15 protein-coding genes and 2 tRNA genes are annotated in these 19,071 nt (G+C 66.6%); 10 read left to right on the forward strand and 7 right to left on the reverse strand.

Translation table 11 applies throughout. The features are described from left to right. Positions 1 to 34: 34 nt before the first annotated feature. Positions 35 to 2,746: an ATP-dependent helicase HrpB gene (gene hrpB / locus GUY37_RS06190; RefSeq protein WP_166823475.1), complete on the reverse strand. Its 2,712-nt coding sequence runs from the start codon at positions 2,744 to 2,746 to the stop codon at positions 35 to 37. 127 nt (positions 2,747 to 2,873) lie between these two features. Between hrpB and GUY37_RS06195 the strand changes: the two genes are divergently transcribed. The 5 genes from GUY37_RS06195 to GUY37_RS06215 all read left to right on the forward strand — a co-directional run bounded on the left by GUY37_RS06195 (position 2,874) and on the right by GUY37_RS06215 (position 6,951). Continuing rightward, positions 2,874 to 3,680: a fumarylacetoacetate hydrolase family protein gene (locus GUY37_RS06195; protein WP_166823478.1), complete on the forward strand. Its 807-nt coding sequence runs from the start codon at positions 2,874 to 2,876 to the stop codon at positions 3,678 to 3,680. 123 nt (positions 3,681 to 3,803) lie between these two features. Continuing rightward, a complete protein-coding gene (gene gltX / locus GUY37_RS06200; RefSeq protein ID WP_166823480.1) occupies positions 3,804 to 5,270 on the forward strand; it encodes a glutamate--tRNA ligase in 1,467 nt (488 codons plus the stop codon). Positions 5,271 to 5,272: 2 nt separating this feature from the next. Continuing rightward, positions 5,273 to 6,586 (forward strand): alpha/beta fold hydrolase, encoded by a 1,314-nt coding sequence (locus GUY37_RS06205; protein ID WP_166823483.1) that lies wholly within the window; start codon positions 5,273 to 5,275, stop codon positions 6,584 to 6,586. Between the two features lie 181 nt (positions 6,587 to 6,767). After that, a tRNA-Gln gene (locus GUY37_RS06210) sits at positions 6,768 to 6,839 on the forward strand. A gap of 39 nt (positions 6,840 to 6,878) precedes the next feature. Beyond that, positions 6,879 to 6,951 (forward strand) — tRNA-Glu (locus tag GUY37_RS06215). A gap of 181 nt (positions 6,952 to 7,132) precedes the next feature. Here GUY37_RS06215 and GUY37_RS19325 read toward each other — a convergent pair. Continuing rightward, the gene (locus tag GUY37_RS19325) at positions 7,133 to 7,903 is read right to left on the reverse strand and encodes a DUF4282 domain-containing protein (RefSeq protein WP_166823486.1); all 771 of its coding nucleotides are present in this window, start codon (positions 7,901 to 7,903) and stop codon (positions 7,133 to 7,135) included. Between the two features lie 188 nt (positions 7,904 to 8,091). Beyond that, positions 8,092 to 9,111, reverse strand: coding sequence for an aldose 1-epimerase family protein (locus GUY37_RS06225; RefSeq protein ID WP_166823489.1), 1,020 nt, complete (start codon positions 9,109 to 9,111; stop codon positions 8,092 to 8,094). Positions 9,112 to 9,229: 118 nt separating this feature from the next. Between GUY37_RS06225 and galT the strand changes: the two genes are divergently transcribed. From galT to GUY37_RS06240, 3 genes are all read left to right on the forward strand, one after another. Then, complete coding sequence (galT, locus tag GUY37_RS06230) at positions 9,230 to 10,435, forward strand: galactose-1-phosphate uridylyltransferase (protein ID WP_166823492.1); 1,206 nt, start codon at positions 9,230 to 9,232, stop codon at positions 10,433 to 10,435. Continuing rightward, complete coding sequence (locus GUY37_RS06235) at positions 10,432 to 11,718, forward strand: galactokinase (protein ID WP_166823495.1); 1,287 nt, start codon at positions 10,432 to 10,434, stop codon at positions 11,716 to 11,718. The genes galT and GUY37_RS06235 overlap by 4 nt, the downstream gene beginning before the upstream one ends. A 365-nt stretch (positions 11,719 to 12,083) precedes the next feature. Further along, a complete protein-coding gene (locus GUY37_RS06240) occupies positions 12,084 to 12,923 on the forward strand; it encodes an alpha/beta fold hydrolase (RefSeq protein WP_166823498.1) in 840 nt (279 codons plus the stop codon). A gap of 25 nt (positions 12,924 to 12,948) precedes the next feature. Here GUY37_RS06240 and GUY37_RS06245 read toward each other — a convergent pair whose 3' ends face one another. From GUY37_RS06245 to GUY37_RS06260, 4 genes are all read right to left on the reverse strand, one after another. Then, on the reverse strand, positions 12,949 to 13,242 hold the full coding sequence (locus GUY37_RS06245; protein ID WP_166823501.1) for a hypothetical protein: 294 nt from the start codon (positions 13,240 to 13,242) through the stop codon (positions 12,949 to 12,951). Positions 13,243 to 13,259: 17 nt separating this feature from the next. Beyond that, entirely contained in the window at positions 13,260 to 14,957 is a 1,698-nt protein-coding gene (locus tag GUY37_RS06250) for a sodium:solute symporter family protein (RefSeq protein ID WP_166823504.1), read from the reverse strand. Positions 14,958 to 15,107: 150 nt separating this feature from the next. Beyond that, positions 15,108 to 15,866 carry a DeoR/GlpR family DNA-binding transcription regulator gene (locus GUY37_RS06255; protein WP_166823507.1) on the reverse strand — a complete coding sequence of 253 codons (759 nt, stop codon included), beginning with the start codon at positions 15,864 to 15,866 and terminating at the stop codon, positions 15,108 to 15,110. Positions 15,867 to 15,926: 60 nt separating this feature from the next. Next, positions 15,927 to 16,643, reverse strand: a complete 717-nt coding sequence (locus GUY37_RS06260; RefSeq protein WP_025777351.1) for an IclR family transcriptional regulator — start codon at positions 16,641 to 16,643, stop codon at positions 15,927 to 15,929. Between the two features lie 175 nt (positions 16,644 to 16,818). On the opposite strand from GUY37_RS06260, the gene leuC reads away from it, so the two are divergent. Both leuC and leuD read left to right on the forward strand, forming a co-directional pair. Continuing rightward, positions 16,819 to 18,303, forward strand: a complete 1,485-nt coding sequence (gene leuC / locus GUY37_RS06265) for a 3-isopropylmalate dehydratase large subunit (RefSeq protein ID WP_166823509.1) — start codon at positions 16,819 to 16,821, stop codon at positions 18,301 to 18,303. A 16-nt stretch (positions 18,304 to 18,319) separates the two neighbouring features. After that, positions 18,320 to 18,919, forward strand: a complete 600-nt coding sequence (gene leuD, locus GUY37_RS06270) for a 3-isopropylmalate dehydratase small subunit (protein ID WP_166823511.1) — start codon at positions 18,320 to 18,322, stop codon at positions 18,917 to 18,919. Positions 18,920 to 19,071: the final 152 nt, after the last annotated feature.

The following is a 19,071-nucleotide window of genomic DNA, read 5'->3' on the forward strand; positions in this document are numbered from 1 at the left end:
ACCATTGTCCCAGACCGTCGAGTCGGGCTCCAGCTCAGCGACCCGAGCGCTTCGTACCCCTCGCCGCAGGCGCGCTCAACGGATCCTCGGGCCACGGATGCTTCGGGTAGCGGCCCCGGTTCTCGGCTCTGACATGGGCATACGCATTGGCCCAGAACGATGCGAGATCACTGGTCACCGCCAAGGGCCGCCTGGCAGGGGAGAGCAGATGCATCGTGACCGGTACCCGGCCGTCGCAGATGCGGGGCACATCGGTCCAGCCGAAGCACTCCTGGAGTTTGACCGCGAGGATCGGGCTCGTCTCCTCAACTCCGGGATCCGGGTAATCGAGACGGATGCTCGACCCGCTGGGCACGTCGATGTGGGTCGGGGCCAGCTCATCGAGCCGAGCCGCCTCGGGCCACGGCAGCAGAGTGTGCAGAGCAGAGACGAGATCCACCTCGCCGGGATCGGAACCCTTCGCGATCCGGTCGAGCGCCTCCGGACACCAGTGATCGAGCGTGACCGACAGCTGCTCCCACGTCACGTCCGGCCACGGTCGGCCGAAGACGCGTCGCAGCAGACCGAGCCTGGCGCGCAGCGCTTCGAAAGCCTCGGACGGACGCAGAACCTCGCGCGCTCCCCGTTCGCGCACCGATTCGGCGATGGCGCGGCGGACGAGCTCGGGGCCGGCCTGGATCGGGGTGGACGAAAGCTCGATCCCGCCGAGGCTGCTGCGCCGAACCGCACGAACCCTGCCGCGCTCGAAGCTCGCCGTGTCCTCGGTGTGCAGCAGTCCTGCGCCGGCGAGTTCCGCGGTCTCGGTGTCGATGGGCACCGCAGATCGGATGATCGCTCGCGATCCGGCCAGCCCCACCTCGGCGATGGCCAACCACGGACTGCCCTGCAGTGAGGAATCACGCGGCAGGCTCGCCGCGGTGCCCGAGGCCAGCAGATACTCGGAGTCCGATGCGCTGCGGAGCCGTGCGATCTGCAGGGGGTGGGCCAAAGCAGTGACGAGGCCCAGATCGTCGGGGCCGAGGGTGTGGCGTGGTTCGGCCTCGGAGCCCGTCGCAGCACTCGCCGGGACCGTGGAGGCAGATGCCTCGTCGGCTGCGGTGAATTCGCGGGCGATCGACGCGAAGCGTCTGCGGTCCTGAGAGAACCGGGCGTCCTGGCTGCGCCGCAGCTGCCGCAGCAGTGCCGAGAGATCAGCGCCGGGAGCCCGCTGATCGGATTCGATGACGGCGATCGCCTCGGCCGCACGAGCGGGGGAGAGCAGGGCGGCCCCATCGAGCAGGCCGCGCGCCGACCACACCGACGCAGGAATAGAAGCGATCGCACGCCCGGTCTCGGTCACCTGCAGAGCGTTCTCACCTTCCTCAACGGCACCCAACGCCACGAGATTCTCGACCGCCTGTCGCTTCGGACCAGCAGGCAGCGGTTCGGGCAGCAGACTCTCATCGCCGCCCCACACCGCCAGGGCCAGAACCGCAGCAGTGAGGTCCGAGGTCGCCACCTCGGCGGGGGTGTGTTCGGGCAGGCTCGCCCAATCCGCCTCGGACATGCAGCGATACGCGACACCGGGGCCCTGCCGGGCGGCACGACCGGACCGCTGACTGCCCGACGCCTTCGACGCACGCGTCGTGACCAGGCCGGACATGCGCCTTCGCGTATCCAGACGCGTCCCGCGCGAGAGCCCGGAATCGATGACGATCCGCACACCGTCGATGGTCAGCGCCGATTCGGCGACCGACGTCGAGACGATGACGCGGCGATTCCGTTCGTTGTCCGTCCGTGGTCGCAGGATCGCATCCTGTTCCCTCGCCGGAGTCCGACCCGTCAGCGTGTGCACCTCGACCGCGGTGTTGGGATCCGAACCGCCCTCCGCGCTCGACTCCACGCGGCGGCGCACCCGTGAGGCGACCTCATCGACCTCGCGAGCTCCAGGGGCGAAGACGAGCACGTCCCCGGTTGCGTTCTCCTCCACGGCGCGCACCGTCGTCGCCGCCAGGTGATCAAGGAAATTCCAGGTCACACCCCGCGCATCGAGCGGACGTTCCTTCGCCGGAGCCCACCGGATATGCAACGGGTGAGTATCGGCGGCCACCGACAGCAGCGTCGCCGGCGCCTGCGGCCCGTCCCCGAGACGCCGCGCCCACAGCTGCGCATCCAGAGTCGCGGACATGACGACCACAGAGAGGTCCTCACGCAGATCCGCCAGCTCTCGGCACATCGCGAACGCGAGATCCGTATCCAGCTGCCGCTCATGCACCTCATCGAGGATCACCCCGGACACGCCCGTGAGCTCCGGATCGCGCAGCAGCCGGGACAGGAGCACACCCGTGGTGACGAACTCGATGCGAGTCGCCGCCGAGGTCCGCGACTCTCCTCGGACGGTGAAACCCACCACTTCGCCGAGGCGGCTTCCCGTCAACGCCGCGAGCCGCCTGGCCGCGGCGCGGGCCGCCATCCGGCGCGGTTGGGTGACGATGATGCGACCCGGTTCCCGGCCGACCGCGTCGGCCGCACCGGCCCGGCCGGCCGTATCGACCGCGTCGGCGGCACCGGTGGAGAATTTAGCCAGGTGCTCGGCGATCAACGGCGGCACCACTGTGGTCTTACCGGTTCCGGGAGGAGCCTCCACGACCAATCTCGGAGCGGGGGCCGCCTCGGCGAGGTTCAGCTCATCGATGAGCGCGACGGCGGGCAATCCGGCGCCGATGCGGGCGAGATCGAAGGTGTGCGGGGCAGACGGAGCGGGCATGGCACCAGTCTCTCAGCCGGGCGAGCGCACCCGCACATGGGACGCTGTGGCGTCCCCGCAAGCACCCGATCCCGGCACGATGCACACCGACGCGCGGAAGACGCCCGGCACTGACTAGACTGGGCGCATGCGTATCGCCAGATTTGTCCATCAGGACGAGCCCAAATACGGAGTCGTCGAAGGTGAAGTGCCGCCGATCACCGACGGCAGCTGGGACACGTCGGGACTCGAACTCGCCGTTCTCGACTCGGATCCCTTCTTCTCTCCGGCCCAATCGACAGGGGAGAGGCTGAAACTCGACGATGTGCGTCTGGTCAGCCCCATCCTGCCGCGTTCGAAGGTCATCGGCGTCGGCCGCAACTTCGCCGACCACGCCGCCGAACTCGGCAATGAGGTGCCGGTGTCCCCGCTGACCTTCTTCAAACCCAACACCGCGGTCATCGGCCCCGGCGATCCCATCCGTCTGCCCGCCATCAGCGAATACGTCTCCTATGAGGCCGAACTCGCTGTCATCATCGGCCGTGTGGCCAAGGGAGTGAAGGCCGAGAACGCCTTCGACCACGTCCTCGGCTACACCGCCGGCAACGATGTGACCCTGCGCGACATCCAGAAGGCCGACAAACAGTGGTCGCGGGCGAAGGGCTTCGACACCTCCTGCCCGCTGGGACCGTGGATCGAAACCGACCTCGACGTCGACGACCTGAACATCCGCTCCTGGGTCGACGGGGACAAGAAGCAGGACGGCACGACCGCCGACTTCATCTTCGACATCCCGACCCTCATCGAGCATCTGTCGGAGACGATCACGCTGCTGCCCGGCGATGTCATCCTCACCGGCACCCCGGCGGGAGTCGGACAGATCGTGTCCGGCAACCGCGTCGACGTCGCCATCGAAGGGCTCGGCGTCCTGTCGAACCCGGTCATGGACGCCTGAGCCGACTTTCGCACACTCGGCTCGACCGGACCGGCAGCACCACCGCACAATCAGCGCCACAGCGCGCATCACAGACTCACACACCAAAGACTCACACTCGAGAAGATCACGCAAAGGACAACCGTGAGCGTCAAAGTTCGTTTCTGCCCATCACCCACCGGCACCCCGCACGTCGGCATGGTCCGCACGGCCCTGTTCAACTGGGCCTATGCCAGGCACACCGGCGGCACGTTCGTCTTCCGCATCGAAGACACCGACGCGGCACGGGATTCCGAGGAGAGCTTCGGCCAGGTCGTCGAGGCGCTGAAATGGCTGGGCCTGGACTGGGACGAGGGCATCGAGGTCGGCGGCGACAACGGACCCTACCGCCAGTCGCAGCGCAGTGAGATCTACGCCGAGGTCATCGAGAAGCTCAAGGCCGGCGGCCACATCTACGAGTCCTTCTCGACCAACGAGGAGGTCGAGGCCCGCCACAAGGCCGCCGGCCGCGACCCCAAGCTCGGATACGACGGCTACGACCGCGACCTGAGCGACGAACAGAAGGCGGCCTTCCGCGCCGAAGGCCGCGAACCCGTTTGGCGCGTGCGCATGCCCGATGAGGACATCACGTTCACCGACCTCGTCCGCGGCGACATCACCTTCAAGGCCGGCACCGTCCCCGACTTCGTCGTCGTCCGTGCCAATGGTCAGCCGCTGTACACTCTGGTCAACCCCGTCGACGACGCGCTCATGGGCATCACCCATGTGCTCCGCGGCGAGGACATCCTGTCCTCGACCCCGCGCCAGATCGCGCTCTACGAACACCTCAAGGCCATCGGCATCGCCGAGGCGACCCCCGAGTTCGGCCACCTGCCCTACGTCATGGGCGAGGGCAACAAGAAGCTGTCGAAGCGCGACCCCGAATCGAACCTGTTCCTCCACCGCGAGAACGGCTTCATCCCCGAAGGGCTCATCAACTACCTGGCCCTGCTCGGCTGGTCCATCGGACCCGACCGCGACGTGTTCAGCGTCAGGGAGTTCACCGAAGCCTTCGACATCCACGATGTCCTGCCGAACCCTGCCCGGTTCGACGTGAAGAAGGCCGCCGCCATCAACGCCGACCACATCCGTCTCCTCGAACCGAGTGACTTCCGTGACCGTCTGGTGCCCTATCTTCAGGCCGCCGAGGTGCTCCCTGAGTCCCCGACGGATGCTCAGCTGGCGATCCTCGACCAGGCGGCACCGCTCGTGCAGACCCGGATGAAGCTGCTCGGCGAAGCCCCCGACCTGCTCGCGTTCCTCTTCACTTCCGACGCCGACCTCGCCATGGCCGAGGACGGGCTGAAGACGCTCAAGGACTCCGCCCCCGAGGTGCTCGCCGCCTCCATCGAGGTCCTCGAAGGACTCGACGAATGGACGACGCCGAAGCTCGAAGAGGTCCTGTCGGCGAAGCTCGTGACGGAGATGGAGATCAAACCGCGTCTGGCCTACGGCCCGCTGCGTGTGGCCGTGTCCGGCCGGAAAGTCTCCCCGCCGCTGTTCGAGTCGATGGAGATCCTCGGCAAGGACTCCTCGCTCACGCGCCTCAAGGCACTCGCGGCACAGCTGTGACCATGATCGAGCAGAGCAACTGGACCCGCGGGGGACTGCACTTCCGGGATGTGACGATCGAGGTGCCCTTCGACCATTTCGCACGATCGGGGGAGACCACCTCGGCGGGGGAATCATCGGCGAAGGCGAACCTGCCGGACACGCTCAGCGTGTTCGCCCGGATCATCGGCACCGAGGCGGACAGTCAGAAGCCCTACCTCGTCTACCTGCAGGGCGGGCCCGGCGTGGAAGCTCCGCGCCTGGGCATCGCCGGCGGCCCCGACGGATGGGTGAAGCGGGCCCTCGAGGAATTCCAGGTCGTCATGCTCGACCAGCGCGGGACCGGGAAGTCGACCCCGATCGGCTCCGTCGACGGGGCCATCACCGGCCTCGAGCAGGTGGGGCAGGATCCGGCCGCGATCGCCGAGGCGCTGTCGTTCTTCCGGGCCGATTCGATCGTCGAGGATGCGGAGATCCTGCGCGGCCACCTCGGCGTGGACACCTGGTCCCTGTTGGGACAGTCCTTCGGCGGGTTCACGACTCTGCGGTATATCTCCGCACATTCGAGCGCGCTTCACGAGGTGTACTTCACCGGCGGTCTGCCGGCGATCGGCCTGGACCCGGTGACAGTCTACGGGCGGACGTGGGACGGGATGATCCGCAAGTCCGAGCAGTACTACAAGGCGTTTCCCGGCGACCGCGAGAAGATGCGCAGGCTGGTCGACCTCGCATCCGTCGGCGACGGGCTCGCCCTGCCCGGGGGAGCACGGGCGACGCCGGAGCGGATCCGTCTGCTCGGGCACTTCCTCGGGGCCTCCGACGGTCCCGAGAAGCTGCACTATCTGCTCGACCTCGACCCCGCCTCGGCGGCGTTCCGGCATGACCTCGCTGCATCACTGCCGTTCTCGGGGCGCAATCCGCTCTATGCGGTCATCCACGAATCCTGCTGGGCCGACGGCGCGGTGACGAACTGGGCGGCGAGGCGGGCGATGCCGGATGCCGTCCGGGAGGATCCGACCCTGTTGGCCGGCGAACATGCCGGTCCTGAGTCCCTGCACGAGGATCCGGAGCTCGCGCCCTTCGCCGAGGTGGCCGAGCTCGTTGCCGCACGTCGATGGCCTGGTCTCTACGATGTAGACGCTCTGCGGGGCGCTTCGGTGCCAGGTGCTGCGGCGGTGTATTTCGAGGACGCATATGTGCCGGTGGAGTATTCGCTGGCCACCGCCGAGCACCTGTCCGGCGTGACGCCGTGGGTGACCAACGAGTACGAACACAACGGTCTGCGGGCCGACGGATACCGGGTGCTCGATCGGCTCATCGGCCTCGCCCGCGGGTGAGGCCGGGCCCGCCGGCAGGGAAAGGCTGAGCCTGTCGGCGGGCCGGTCGCGATGAGCCTGTTGTGTTAAGAAGGTCACACCGAAAAGGGGCCTCTGCGATTTGTCCGGAAGCGGGATGCTTGTGTAGAGTTATATCTCGTTGCTCAGGGAAATTCTCCACGGGGATGACCTTGAAAAACATTGGGCTATGGTGTAATTGGCAGCACGAGTGATTCTGGTTCATTTAGTCTAGGTTCAAGTCCTGGTAGCCCAGCGGACATCATCCGGAGGTCTCTCCAGGTGAGTTGTTCTAGCCCCCGTCGTCTAGTGGCCTAGGACGCCGCCCTCTCAAGGCGGTAACGGCAGTTCGAATCTGCTCGGGGGTACGGTTGAGCCCCGCATCGAATTTCGGTGCGGGGCTCACTCTAATTCACCGGTCTCGTAGGGCCGTTCGGTGAGGGCTCGCCGGCTCAAAGGATGCCCGATCCCCAAAAGGTGGTCACTATCGGATACTTTCCGCCGCGTCAGAAACCATCCGATAGTGACCACAACTTCTGGTGGCCAGACTCAGCGGGCGACGGAGTCTGCGATGCGCTTCGTGTTCTCGGCCGTCTTGATGTTGGAGACGATGAGCTCGAGCACGAGACGGACGCCGATGACCCACAGTGCCGGGACGATCCAGCCGAAGATGATCGCGAGGATCAGCGGCAGCACGTTGAAGCTCGGTCCGTCGTTGAAGTAGGCTGCGGCCGAACCGGCGGCGACTCCCGCGCTGATGCCGGCGATGATGGTGGCGAGGTAGGACAGGGCCGCGACCACGATCGCGATGATGTAGATGAAGCCCGCCCACTTCACTGCGATGAAGCTGTCGAAGCGAATGTCGAACAGCGACTTGAAGAACCCGGTCTGAGGGGGCGTCGGCTGCGGAGCCTGACCATACGCGGGTTGGCCGTAGGCCGGCTGCCCATATGCCTGCTGCCCATATGCCTGTTGCTGTGCTGCACCCTGTGAGTAGGCGCCCTGCTGATACGGATCCTGCTGATAGGCTCCGGGCTGAGAATATCCGGCCTGCTGGTACGGTTGCCCCTGTGCCTGGTAGGCATTGGGATCATAGGTGCCCTGCTGGTACCCGGACTGAGCATCCTGCACTGCCTGCGTGTCCTGACCTGGTTGGTACCGAGCGTCCTGGCCCGGCTGGGCTTCCTGCGGGGACTGCGCTGACTGGTCCGAAGCGGATCGGGCGCTCTGCGGCTGGTCCCCGGCGCCGGAGTTCTGACCGTCGAGGTTCTGCTCAGCCGAGCTTCTGTTCGGGTCGTTCGGGTTCTGCGGTGTCGACATGATCGTCCTTCTCGAGAATGGAACGCACCCCGAGCAGGGCACGCTCGCCTGATATCTGCCTGCAGTCGCAACCTATCAGGATGGGCCGACCCGCGGCAGGGCGACTGTCATCGTGGGAAGAACAGCGAAGCGATGACTCGGCCTACGTGCTCAGTCCACGGCACCGGGTTGAGCCCGCATCACCGCACTCAGTCTGCAGTACCCGACTGAACCGCGAAGTCCTGACTGTCGGAGTCCGCTGAAGTCGAGCCGGAACGTCCGCAGTCCATCCCGGTCAGGCCGATACTCCACTCGATGGAAAGCTCGTCACCAGGGGCGACGATGTCGAAGTCCTCGCCAGCCTCGCCCGCGGCGAACGCATTGGGCGGACACGTCATCGGTTCGATCGCGATCGCCTGCCGGGCCAGATCTTCCCCGAGCCCGTCACCCGTGCACACCTGCCAGGTGCGGAATCCTGGTCCCATCCCGACGACGACTTCGCGCAGATCTGCACCCTTCAGCCGTGCCCGCGACCACCCGTCGATCCCGCGCCGAGGCTCGCCGAAAGCATCGTCGAGGACCGTTCCGCCGATCATGCGCAGCGCCCGGAAATCCTTGCACACCATGCACGCGGAATCATCCGAGACGTGATCGGCCGGAACCGCGGTGCCGTCGTCGAAGGGACGCACCGTGGTGGGGATGAGCCGATCATCGGTCTCGAACCAGTGCGCAGCGGGAAGGACGAGCTGAGCCTCATCGACGAGGGCACTGCCCCCAGCCGAGAGCCACGGGTGGAAACCGAAACCGAACGGGGCGGGACCGGACCCCGTGTTGAGGGCACGGGCACGCATGCGCAGCTCCGCCTCGGCGAGTTCGAAATCCACCCGCAGGCCGAACTCGAACGGATACCCCTCCGAGGGCGGAAGCGCATACTCGAGACTGACTGCGGACTCGGTCCGCTCGAGCACGGACCATTCGACGTCGGCGACCAGGCCGTGCAGCGCGGTATCGCGCTCGGGCTCGGTGATCGGCAGCTGATGACTGACGCCGGCGAAGTCGAAACGGCCCCCATCGATCCGGTTCGGCCAGGGTGCGAGCACGGCTCCGTCGAAGGCATTCACCGGCACCACCACCGGGCGATCGCCGACGCTGAAGCGAAGCAGGCTCGCGCCGATGGGGGAGACGACCGCAGCAGACTCGCCGCAGGCGAGTTCGATGGTGGCGGTCATGGGTCTCCTGAGGCTCGACGGCGGGAAGAGCGGTTGCAGATATTCTACGCTGTCCGCGCCCGTCCGAGCCGCCAGGTGTTAGCATTATGATCGAAAATGATAACTTTTGGGAGGTCTGATGCCAGAGTCGCATCGCCGGGCGAACCTGTCCGATGGTCGTGAGATCCTGTTCTTCCAGGACCCCGACTCACCTGCACCGACGATCGCCACCGACTCCCGACCTCACGAACCGCGGCCCGACAGCGGCACCTTGCGCTTCGACGTCCTCACCGGCGAATGGGTCGCCGTGGCCACGCACCGGCAGACCCGCACCCACCTGCCCGCCGCCGCCGAATGCCCGCTGTGCCCGTCGGCGCCGGACCGTCCCACCGAGATCCCCGCCGCGGACTTCGACGTCGCCGTCTTCGAGAATCGCTTCCCATCGCTCGGCCCCGACCTCGGCGATGTTCCGTCGTCACACACAGTGGACGACACCTTCGCCGAGGCGGCCGCCGACTCCGCCGACGCCGTGACCTCTGCGCTGTCGGGACCGGGATACGGCCGCTGCGAAGTCGTCGTATTCTCCTCCGAACACACCGGATCTTTCGCCGAACTCGGCACCGAACGCGCCCGCACCGTCATCGACGCCTGGGCCAACCGGACCGCTGAGCTGTCGGCGCTGCCGGGCATCGAACAGGTATTCATGTTCGAGAACCGCGGGGAGGAGATCGGGGTGACGATGAACCACCCGCACGGACAGATCTATGCTTACCCCTATGTCACCCCGCACACCGCGATCACCTCGGCCCGAGTCGATGAGCACTTCAGCCGCACCGGGCGACCGCTGCTCGGCGACGTGCTCGCGTTCGAACGCGAGTCAGGGGAGCGGATGATCCTCGAAACCGATCACTTCTCCGCCTTCGTGCCCTTCGCCGCCCGCTGGCCGATCGAAGTCCACATCGTCCCTCACCGCCAAGTGGGAAGCGTCGACGAACTCGACGATACCGAACGCGACGACCTGGCCCGCGTCTACCCGGAGGTGCTGCAGCGCATCGACGGCCTCTACCCGAGCCCCACGCCGTATATCGCGGCCTGGCACCAGGCGCCGGTCAACAGCGCCGACCATCGCGCCGAATGGCTCCACCTCGAGATCACAAGCCCGCGCCGGGCGGAGAACAAGCTGAAGTTCCTCGCCGGGTCGGAGGCCGCCATGGGCGCCTTCGTCGGTGACGTCTCTGCCGAGGAGACCGCAGCCAGGCTGCGCGCGGTGACCCTGGAACCCCTCGCCGAGGCGGCCGTGACCGCGACCGCTCCAGCCCGCGACAAGGAAGGGGACCGTCGATGAGCGCCGTGACGCCTCAGGCGGTTGAGGCCCCAACTCCCCAACATCTCGCCGAGGAGTTCGTGGCCCTGTTCGGATACCGGCCGCTCGGGTCCTTCCGCGCGCCGGGACGCGTGAACTTCATCGGCGAACACACGGACTACAACTCAGGTCTCGTCCTGCCCATCGCCATCGACCGAGCCGTGTACGTCGCCATCGGTCAGCGATCCGAGGCCAGCGCCGAGGGACGAACCGAGGGCGGGGCTGGAGAGATCGGGACTGCGGACCCGCCTCGGCGTGGTGAGAGCATTCGCATCGTCTCCGATCATCGCGATGACACTGGTCAGCGTATGTCGGGCCAGTTCACGGCCGCGGAGCTTATGCCCGGAACCCTGCCCGGGTGGCTCAGCCACCCCGCGGGCGTCGTCGACGAGATCGCGAAGACCACGGGCACGGTCGTCGGCGGTGTCGACCTCTACATCGAGTCCACTGTGCCCGTCGGTGCCGGACTGTCGTCATCACATGCACTCGAAGTCGCGGTGCTCATCGCCCTCGACGAGGTGTTCGGTCTCGGCCTCGACGACCGGGAGAAGGTGCTGCTGACGCAGCGGGCCGAGAACGATTTCGTCGGAGCGCCGACGGGAATCGTCGACCAGGCCGCATCGATCATGACCGAGACCGGGCACGCACTCTTCCTCGACTGCCGCGACCTCGGTGCTCGGCAGATTCCCTTCGACCTCGACACGGAGGGGCTCAGACTCCTCGTCATCGACTCGAAGGTCTCGCATTCGCACAGTGAGAGCGGGTACGGGGCCAGGCGGAAGAGCTGCGAGGAATCCGCCGCGATCTTCGGTGTCGACAGTCTGCGGGAACTCGCCGATGACGTCGACCTGAGCGGACTCACCGACGAACAGCGCAAGCGAGTGCGACACGTCCTCGCCGAAAACGCGCGAGTCCGCGCCACCGTCGAACTGCTCGAAGACAATGAACGCTCGCACGGCAGCGACCATGACGCACGCATCCGGGCGATCGGTGATCTGCTGGTGGCCTCCCACGAATCGCTGGCTCATGACTATGAGGTCTCCTGCGCCGAACTCGATGTTGCGGTGACGGCCGCGATGGGCGCTGGGGCACTCGGGGCGCGGATGATCGGCGGCGGCTTCGGAGGCTCGGCGATCGCCCTCATCGACGCAGGTCGAGTCGATGACGTGGGCGATGCCGTCAGTGCGGCATTCGCCGAGCACGGCTACCGGAAACCGGACATCTTCGCCGTCAGCGCGGGCCGGGGCGCCGCCCGGTTCGACTGAACCACGGGTGCGCCTGAGTCACAGGTTCGACTGCTCCGCAGGCTCGACCAGGGCGTTGACTCCTTGGGCTGTGTTCGCGTCGGTGGGCCACACTGCCGCGTTTCGATGGGGCACGGTCACAGCGGCGTCGTGGCAACGGTGCGATCCGGCGAATCGGTACACCTTGTTTTGAACTGCCCGCCGAAGAACGTGATGATTCCAGAGAAAGCGGGACCAAAACAGCCTTCGCCGCCAGGCACCACACGGTGCCGCTGTTGACTCCGCGAATCCGGGCGGTTCATGCTTGAGCCTCAGGCAGTGATGGCGGACGGAACGGCTCAGGCGGCGATGGCTGGGGCGATGAGCTCGGACGGGCGGGGGGCGGTATGCACATCTGCGACGTCAATGGGGTGAGCCTCGGCGTCGACGAGTTCGGCGCAGCGGATTCGCCGCTGATTCTCTGCCTCGGCGCACCGACCATGCTGTCCTGGCCCGATGCTCTGTGTCGGCAGCTGGCAGAGCAGGGGCGCCACGTTGTGCGCTGCGACCTCCGCGATGCCGGAGCCTCGAGCAGCGGCGACCTGACAGCCCCGAACTACACTCTGCGAGATCTCGCCGCCGATGCCGCCGGACTCGCTCGGGCCTTCGACGACCGGCCTGCGCATCTGGCGGGAAGCGGCATCAGCGGGATGATTGCGCAGGTCGCAGCTCTCGACTTTCCGGCTGCGTTCTCGGCGCTCACTCTCATAGCGACGCGGCCGGTCGCTCCCGGACCCGTCGATGACGACCTGCCGGATCATGATCAGGCCACGATGGGCCCGCTCTTCTCGAGGCCGCAGCCGGACTGGGCGGACGTCGAATCGGTGGCTGACTTCATGGCTGAGGGTGCGAAGATCCTCGGTGATGACCCCGCCGAGGCGCGCGCAGTCGCTGCGCGGATCTGGGCCCGGACCCTGAGTTCCGATTCGGGGGCGCACCAGGCCGATCAGTTGGGAATGGTCTTCTCCCGACTCGACTGCCGGCCTCGCTGGAGGGAACGGCTCTCGCAGCTGCAGCTGCCGACGCTGGTCGTGCACGGCCGCCTCGACCCGTTCTTCCCCCTGGGCAACGGAGAGGTGATCGCCCGGGAGATTCCAGGTGCCCGGCTGCTCATCCTCGACGAGGCGTCCAGGTCCGTGCCTGCCGCGGACATCCCCGAGGTCGCGGCGGCCATGGCCGCGCTCTGACTCGGCACCGCGGAATCTCAGGGAATCAGCGGGTGCCGGGAGCCGCCTCGGTGTCGGTGCCTGCATCGTCGCCGCGAGTTTCGACGATGCGGATCGGACGCAGCTTCGCCCAGATGAGGAAGACGGCAGCGGCGATGATGAGACCGATCCCGGTCCACAGGTTCGCGTCGACCCCGCCGGTGCGCTCGGCCTCGTCGGGGGTGAAGCCGACGATTCCGGCGATCGTGAGGATGACGCCGAAGATCGCCAGCAGCACACCGATGAAGTTGCGTACGTCGAACGCGCCTGCGGTCTTGGTCAGTTCGTTGGGTTTGCTCATGGGTCTCACTGGCTCCTTTAGCCGAAGGTCACGTTGAGGATGATGACGAGCACCAGGGCGACACCCGCGACGGGCACCGGACGCTTCCAGAATGGCGCCTTCGGTTCGCTGAGGTCCTCGAAGTCGGACTTCGGGGTCTCAGAGTAGACGAGTCCGCGCAGTTCGGCAGCGGGTTTCGGCGTGGTGAACAGAGTGACGATCACCGACAGGACGATGTCGACGATGAATGCGGTGCTGGCGGCGAGGAACGCGGCACCCTGACCGGGCAGGTCGAGGACTCCGGTCTCGGCGAGGATGAACACGGCCACGGCCGAGAGCGTGCCGCCGACGAGGCCGACCCAACCGGCGGTCGCCGACATCCGCTTCCAGAACATACCGAGGATGAACGTGGCGAACAGCGGAGCGTTGAAGAAGCCGAACAGCGTCTGCAGGTAGTCCATGAGGTTGGAGAAGTTGCCCGCGATGAGAGCTGTGAAGATCGCGACGACACAGGCGCCGATCGTGGCCCAGCGGCCGATCTTCAGGTAGTAGTCGTCCTCGCGGTCCTTGACCACGTACTGCTGCCACAGGTCATAGCTGAAGACCGTGTTGAACGCGGAGATGTTCGCGGCCATACCGGCCATGAACGCGGCGAGGAGACCGGCGATCGCAACACCGAGCAGACCGTTGGGCAGGACCTCGCGCATGAGCAGCAGGAGCGCATCGTTATATGTCACACCCGTCTGTTCCAGCGCGGTCGCCTCGTCGATGGAGGCCGAGATCTCCTTGAACTGCGTCATCTGCGGAACGAGCACCGCGGCGATCATGCCGGGGACGACGACGATGAAGGGGATGAGCATCTTCGGGAAGGCGCCGATGATCGGGGTCAGACGTGCGGCATTGATCGACTTCGAAGCCATGGCGCGCTGGACCTCGACGAAGTTCGTCGTCCAGTAGCCGAAGGAGAGGACGAAGCCGAGGCCGAAGACGATGCCGACGACGGAGAGGACGGGGTTGGAGAAGCCGGAGAGCTGCTCGCCGGGCCAGCTGCTCAGCTGTTCGGCGCCGAGCATTCCGTCATTGCTCACCTTTTCGACCAGTCCGTCCCAGCCGCCGACGCGGTTGAGGCCGATGAGGGTGAGCGGCAGGAGAGCCGCGACGATGACGAAGAACTGCAGCACCTCGTTGTAGATCGCTGCGCTCAGCCCGCCGAGGGTGATGTAGGACAGGACGATGGCGGCGGCGACGATGAGCGTGATCCACAGCGGCCAGCCGAGCAGACGGTTGACGATCGTGCCCAGCAGGAACAGGTTGACGCCGGCGATGAGCAGCTGCGCGATGGCGAAGGACAGCGCGTTGACCAGGTGCGCACCCGTGCCGAAGCGTTTGCGCATGAACTCCGGAACCGACCGGACCTTCGAGCCGTAGTAGAAGGGCATCATGACGACGCCGAGGAACAGCATCGCCGGGACCGCGCCGATCCAGAAATAGTGCATCGTGGGCATGCCGTACTGGGCGCCCGTGGCGGACATGCCCATGATCTCCACGGCGCCGAGGTTGGCCGAGACGAACGCGAGAGCCGTGACCCACGCCGGCAGGCTCCGTCCGGAGAGGAGGAACTCGATGCTCGAGGAGATTCCGCGCTTGGCGAACCACCCGATTCCGAGGACGAAGATGAAGTAGATCGCTATCAGCAGATAGTCGATCCACTGTGCGTCCAAGCGGATTGCTTCCAAGGTTCCTCCATATGCGTCAGTGCATGGCTGCAAAGTGCGTCAGTGCATGGCTGCGTGTGGTGTGTGACACCCCGAGTGGACACTTTAGAGGATTGTGAGCCTGATCGCTAGTGATCGAACCTGAACAGTTTTGATCGTTTGACGGAAAGGTCAGACGACCTCGACCTCGACACCCGCCTCACGCAGGGCAGCGAGTTCGGACTCCTCACTCTTCGAATCCGTGATGAGCTGCTGGATCTGCTCGGTCGGGACGGTGAGCACCGACGAGCGGAGCCCGACCTTCGTGTGATCGACGAGAGCAGTGACGTGCCCCGCCCCGGCGGCCATGGCCCGGTCGGTATCGGCGACGGGGAATGCCGGAGTCGACAGGCCGAAGTCCGCGGCCAGGCCGTTGCCGGAGAGGAAGACGGTATCGGCGCGCAGGCCGAGCAGCTGCGACACCGTGCCGCCGCCGACGAACGCCCGGATCGAATGCCGCAGCAGACCGCCGACGACGATGACCTCATTGTCGGGGGAGGAGACCATGGCCTCGGCGACCAGCAGCGAATTCGTCACCACGCGCAGGCCCGAACGCGTCACGAGCTCGTTGGCCAACAGTTCGGTCGTCGTGCCCGGGCCGAGCGCCACGACATCGCCGTTGCGTACCTGCGTCGCCGCAGCGCGGGCGATCGCCGACTTCTCGGCCAGAGCCTGCTCGAGCTTCTCCGCATAGCTCGACTCCCGCGCGCTCGAAGCGAGCACGGCACCGCCGTGGGTGCGGATGAGCCTGCCCTCCTCGGCGAGCTGATCGAGGTCACGGCGGATCGTCACCGCCGAGGTGTCGAGCTTCTCCGACAGGGCGGTGATGGAGACGGCGCCGTCTCTCTCGATCGTGTCGACGATGATATTGCGTCTCTGGGCGGCGATCATGGGGCCATCGTACAAGCCCGGGAGAATGACCTCCCGGGCCCGCGAAGAGTTCAGCCGTACTCAGCCGCGCACGAGCGCTTCGGTCAGCGCACGCGCGGCATCGATGACCGACTTCGCATGCAGCCGACCGGGCTGGCGAGTGAGCCGGTCGACCGGCCCGGAGATCGAGACGGCGGCGACGACGCGATTGCTCGGCCCGCGCACGGGGGCCGACACCGAGGCGACGCCCCGTTCGCGTTCGGCGATCGACTGCGCCCAGCCTCGGCGACGGACGCCGGAGAGCATGGTCGCGGAGAATCGTGCACCCCGCAGTCCCGTGTGCAGGCGATCCGGCTCCTCCCAGGCCAGCAGCACCTGGGCGGCGGAGCCTGCGCGCATCGACAGCGTTGCGCCGATCGGCACGGAGTCGCGCAGACCCACCGGGCGCTCGGCCGCGGCCACGCACAGGCGCAGATCGCCCTGGCGGCGGAAGAGCTGAGCGGACTCACCCGTCTGATCCCGCAGCTGACCCAGCACGGGCCCGGCCGCGGCCAGCAGACGGTCTTCGCCGGCGGCCGAGGACAGCTCGGCCAGGCGCGGCCCGAGGACGAAGCGCCCCTGCAGGTCACGACCGACGATGCGGTGGAATTCGAGGGCAACAGCCAGGCGGTGGGCAGTGGGACGTGCCAGTCCGGTCAACGTCACCAATTCGGCGAGAGAGGCGGGTCCGGCCTCAAGTGCGGAGAGAACCATTGCGGCCTTGTCGATGACTCCGACGCCGCTACCATTGCTTGTCATAGGCACCATTGTGCGCGTCTCAGTGGGCGAGATGCAAGTTCGCATTGCGATACGGGCGAGTAGATTTCGAGTACGCACTCACTCCAGTGCGCTAACAGCAGTTCATCGACGTGCCGTACCTCGGCCCGTCAGGTCTACATCGGGTGCAGAGATCCCTGCACCGGCGGGAGGAACCATGCCACGCACATTGGCCGAGAAGGTCTGGGCCGATCACGTCGTCTCACTTGGTGTTGACGGTGCGCCGGACCTCATCTACATCGACCTCCACCTCGTTCACGAGGTGACCAGCCCGCAGGCCTTCGACGGACTCCGACTCGCCGGGCGCCCCGTGCGCCGCCCCGACCTGACCATCGCCACCGAGGACCACAACACCCCGACCTGGGACATCGACAAACCGATCGCCGAACCCACCTCGGCCACGCAGATCAACACCCTGCGCAAGAACGCCGAGGAGTTCGGCATCCGCCTGCACAGCCTCGGTGACGCCGACCAGGGCATCGTCCACGTCGTGGGACCGCAGCTGGGCCTGACCCAGCCGGGCACCACCGTCGTCTGCGGCGACTCGCACACCTCCACCCACGGAGCCTTCGGGGCGCTGGCCTTCGGCATCGGCACCTCCGAGGTCGAACACGTGCTCGCGACACAGACGCTGAGCCTCAAGCCCTTCAAGACGATGTCGATCACCGTCGACGGGGAGCTGCCCGAGGGCTCGAGCGCGAAGGACATCATCCTCGCGATCATCGCGAAGATCGGCACCGGCGGCGGACAGGGCTACGTCCTCGAATACCGCGGCGAAGCGATCCGCCAGCTGTCGATGGAAGCGCGGATGACGATCTGCAATATGTCGATCGAGGCCGGCGCCCGCGCCGGAATGGTCGCCCCCGATGAGACGACCTTCGACTACGTCAAAGGCCGCCCGCACGCCCCTGAGGGCGAAGACTGGGACGCCGCCGTCGAGTACTGGAAGACCCTCTACACCGACGAAGGCGCGGAATTCGACCGCGAGGTGGTCCTCAAGGCCGAAGACATCGAACCCTTCGTCACCTGGGGCACGAATCCCGGCCAGGGCCTGCCGCTGTCCGCATCGGTGCCCAGCCCCGATGACTTCACCGACGAGAACGACAAGACCGCGGCGGCGAATGCGCTGGCCTATATGGGTCTGACCCCGGGCACCCCGCTGCGCGAGATCGAAGTCGACACCGTCTTCCTCGGCTCCTGCACGAACTCCCGGATCGAAGACCTCCGAGCCGCCGCCGAGATCATCCGCGGTCGGAAGAAGGCCGAGAACGTCCGCTTCATGGTCGTCCCCGGCTCCGCGAAGGTCCGCCTCCAGGCCGAAGAGGAAGGCCTCGACGTCATCTTCAAGGACTTCGGCGGCGAATGGCGCTTCGCCGGCTGCTCGATGTGCTTAGGGATGAACCCGGACCAGCTGGCCGAAGGCGAACGCTGCGCCTCGACCTCGAACCGCAACTTCGAAGGACGTCAGGGCAAGGGCGGACGCACCCACCTCGTGTCCCCGCTCGTGGCCGCGGCCACCGCGGTGCGCGGCACGCTGTCCTCGCCCAGCGACGTCGCCGACCTGCCGCGGGACGCCGAACCCGTGGAATGGGCCGATGACCGCCTGTCCCTGAACCTGACACCCGTCTCGGCGAACGACTGAAGTAGGAGGACGAGCCATGGAAGCTTTCACCACTCACACCGGCATCGGCGTTCCTCTGCGCCGATCCAATATCGACACCGACCAGATCATCCCCGCGAAGTTCCTCAAGCGCGTCACCCGCACCGGCTTCGAGGACGCCCTGTTCTACCGCTGGCGGTCAGGCGACGACTTCGTCCTCAACGACCCCGACTTCGCGGGCGGCTCCGTCCTCGTCGCCGGCCCCGACTTCGGCACCGGGTCCTCCCGTGAGCACGCCGTCTGGGCGCTCAAGGACTATGGCTTCCGCGTCGTCCTGTCCTCCCGGTTCGGCGATATCTTCCGCGGCAACTCCGGCAAGGAGGGCCTGCTGGCCGCCGAACTGGAACAGGCCGACATCGAACTGATCTGGAAGATCCTCGAGAACCATCCCGGCACTCCGATCACCGTCGACCTGGTTGAGAAGACCGTGACGTGCGACACCGTCACCGTGTCCTTCCAGATCGACGACTACACGCGCTGGCGCCTGCTCGAAGGCCACGACGACATCAGCCTCACCCTGGCCAAGGAAGATGACATCGTCGCCTACGAATCCTCCCGGTTCGCCTTCAAGCCGACCACCCTGCCCGCGAAGGTCTGACCCCCACCGAGGCGGCCCACCGGAACCATCGGACCGTCGCCGAGGCGGCCCTCGGTCACCATCGGACGTGACCTCGGAGCCGCCTCGACGAATCGGTGGGATCCCATCGACTGGGTTAGTCTAGGACGGTGCCCGCAACAACGGTCGGGCAC

Origin of the sequence: Brevibacterium limosum, from assembly GCF_011617705.1 — a bacterium.
Lineage (GTDB): Bacteria > Actinomycetota > Actinomycetes > Actinomycetales > Brevibacteriaceae > Brevibacterium > Brevibacterium limosum.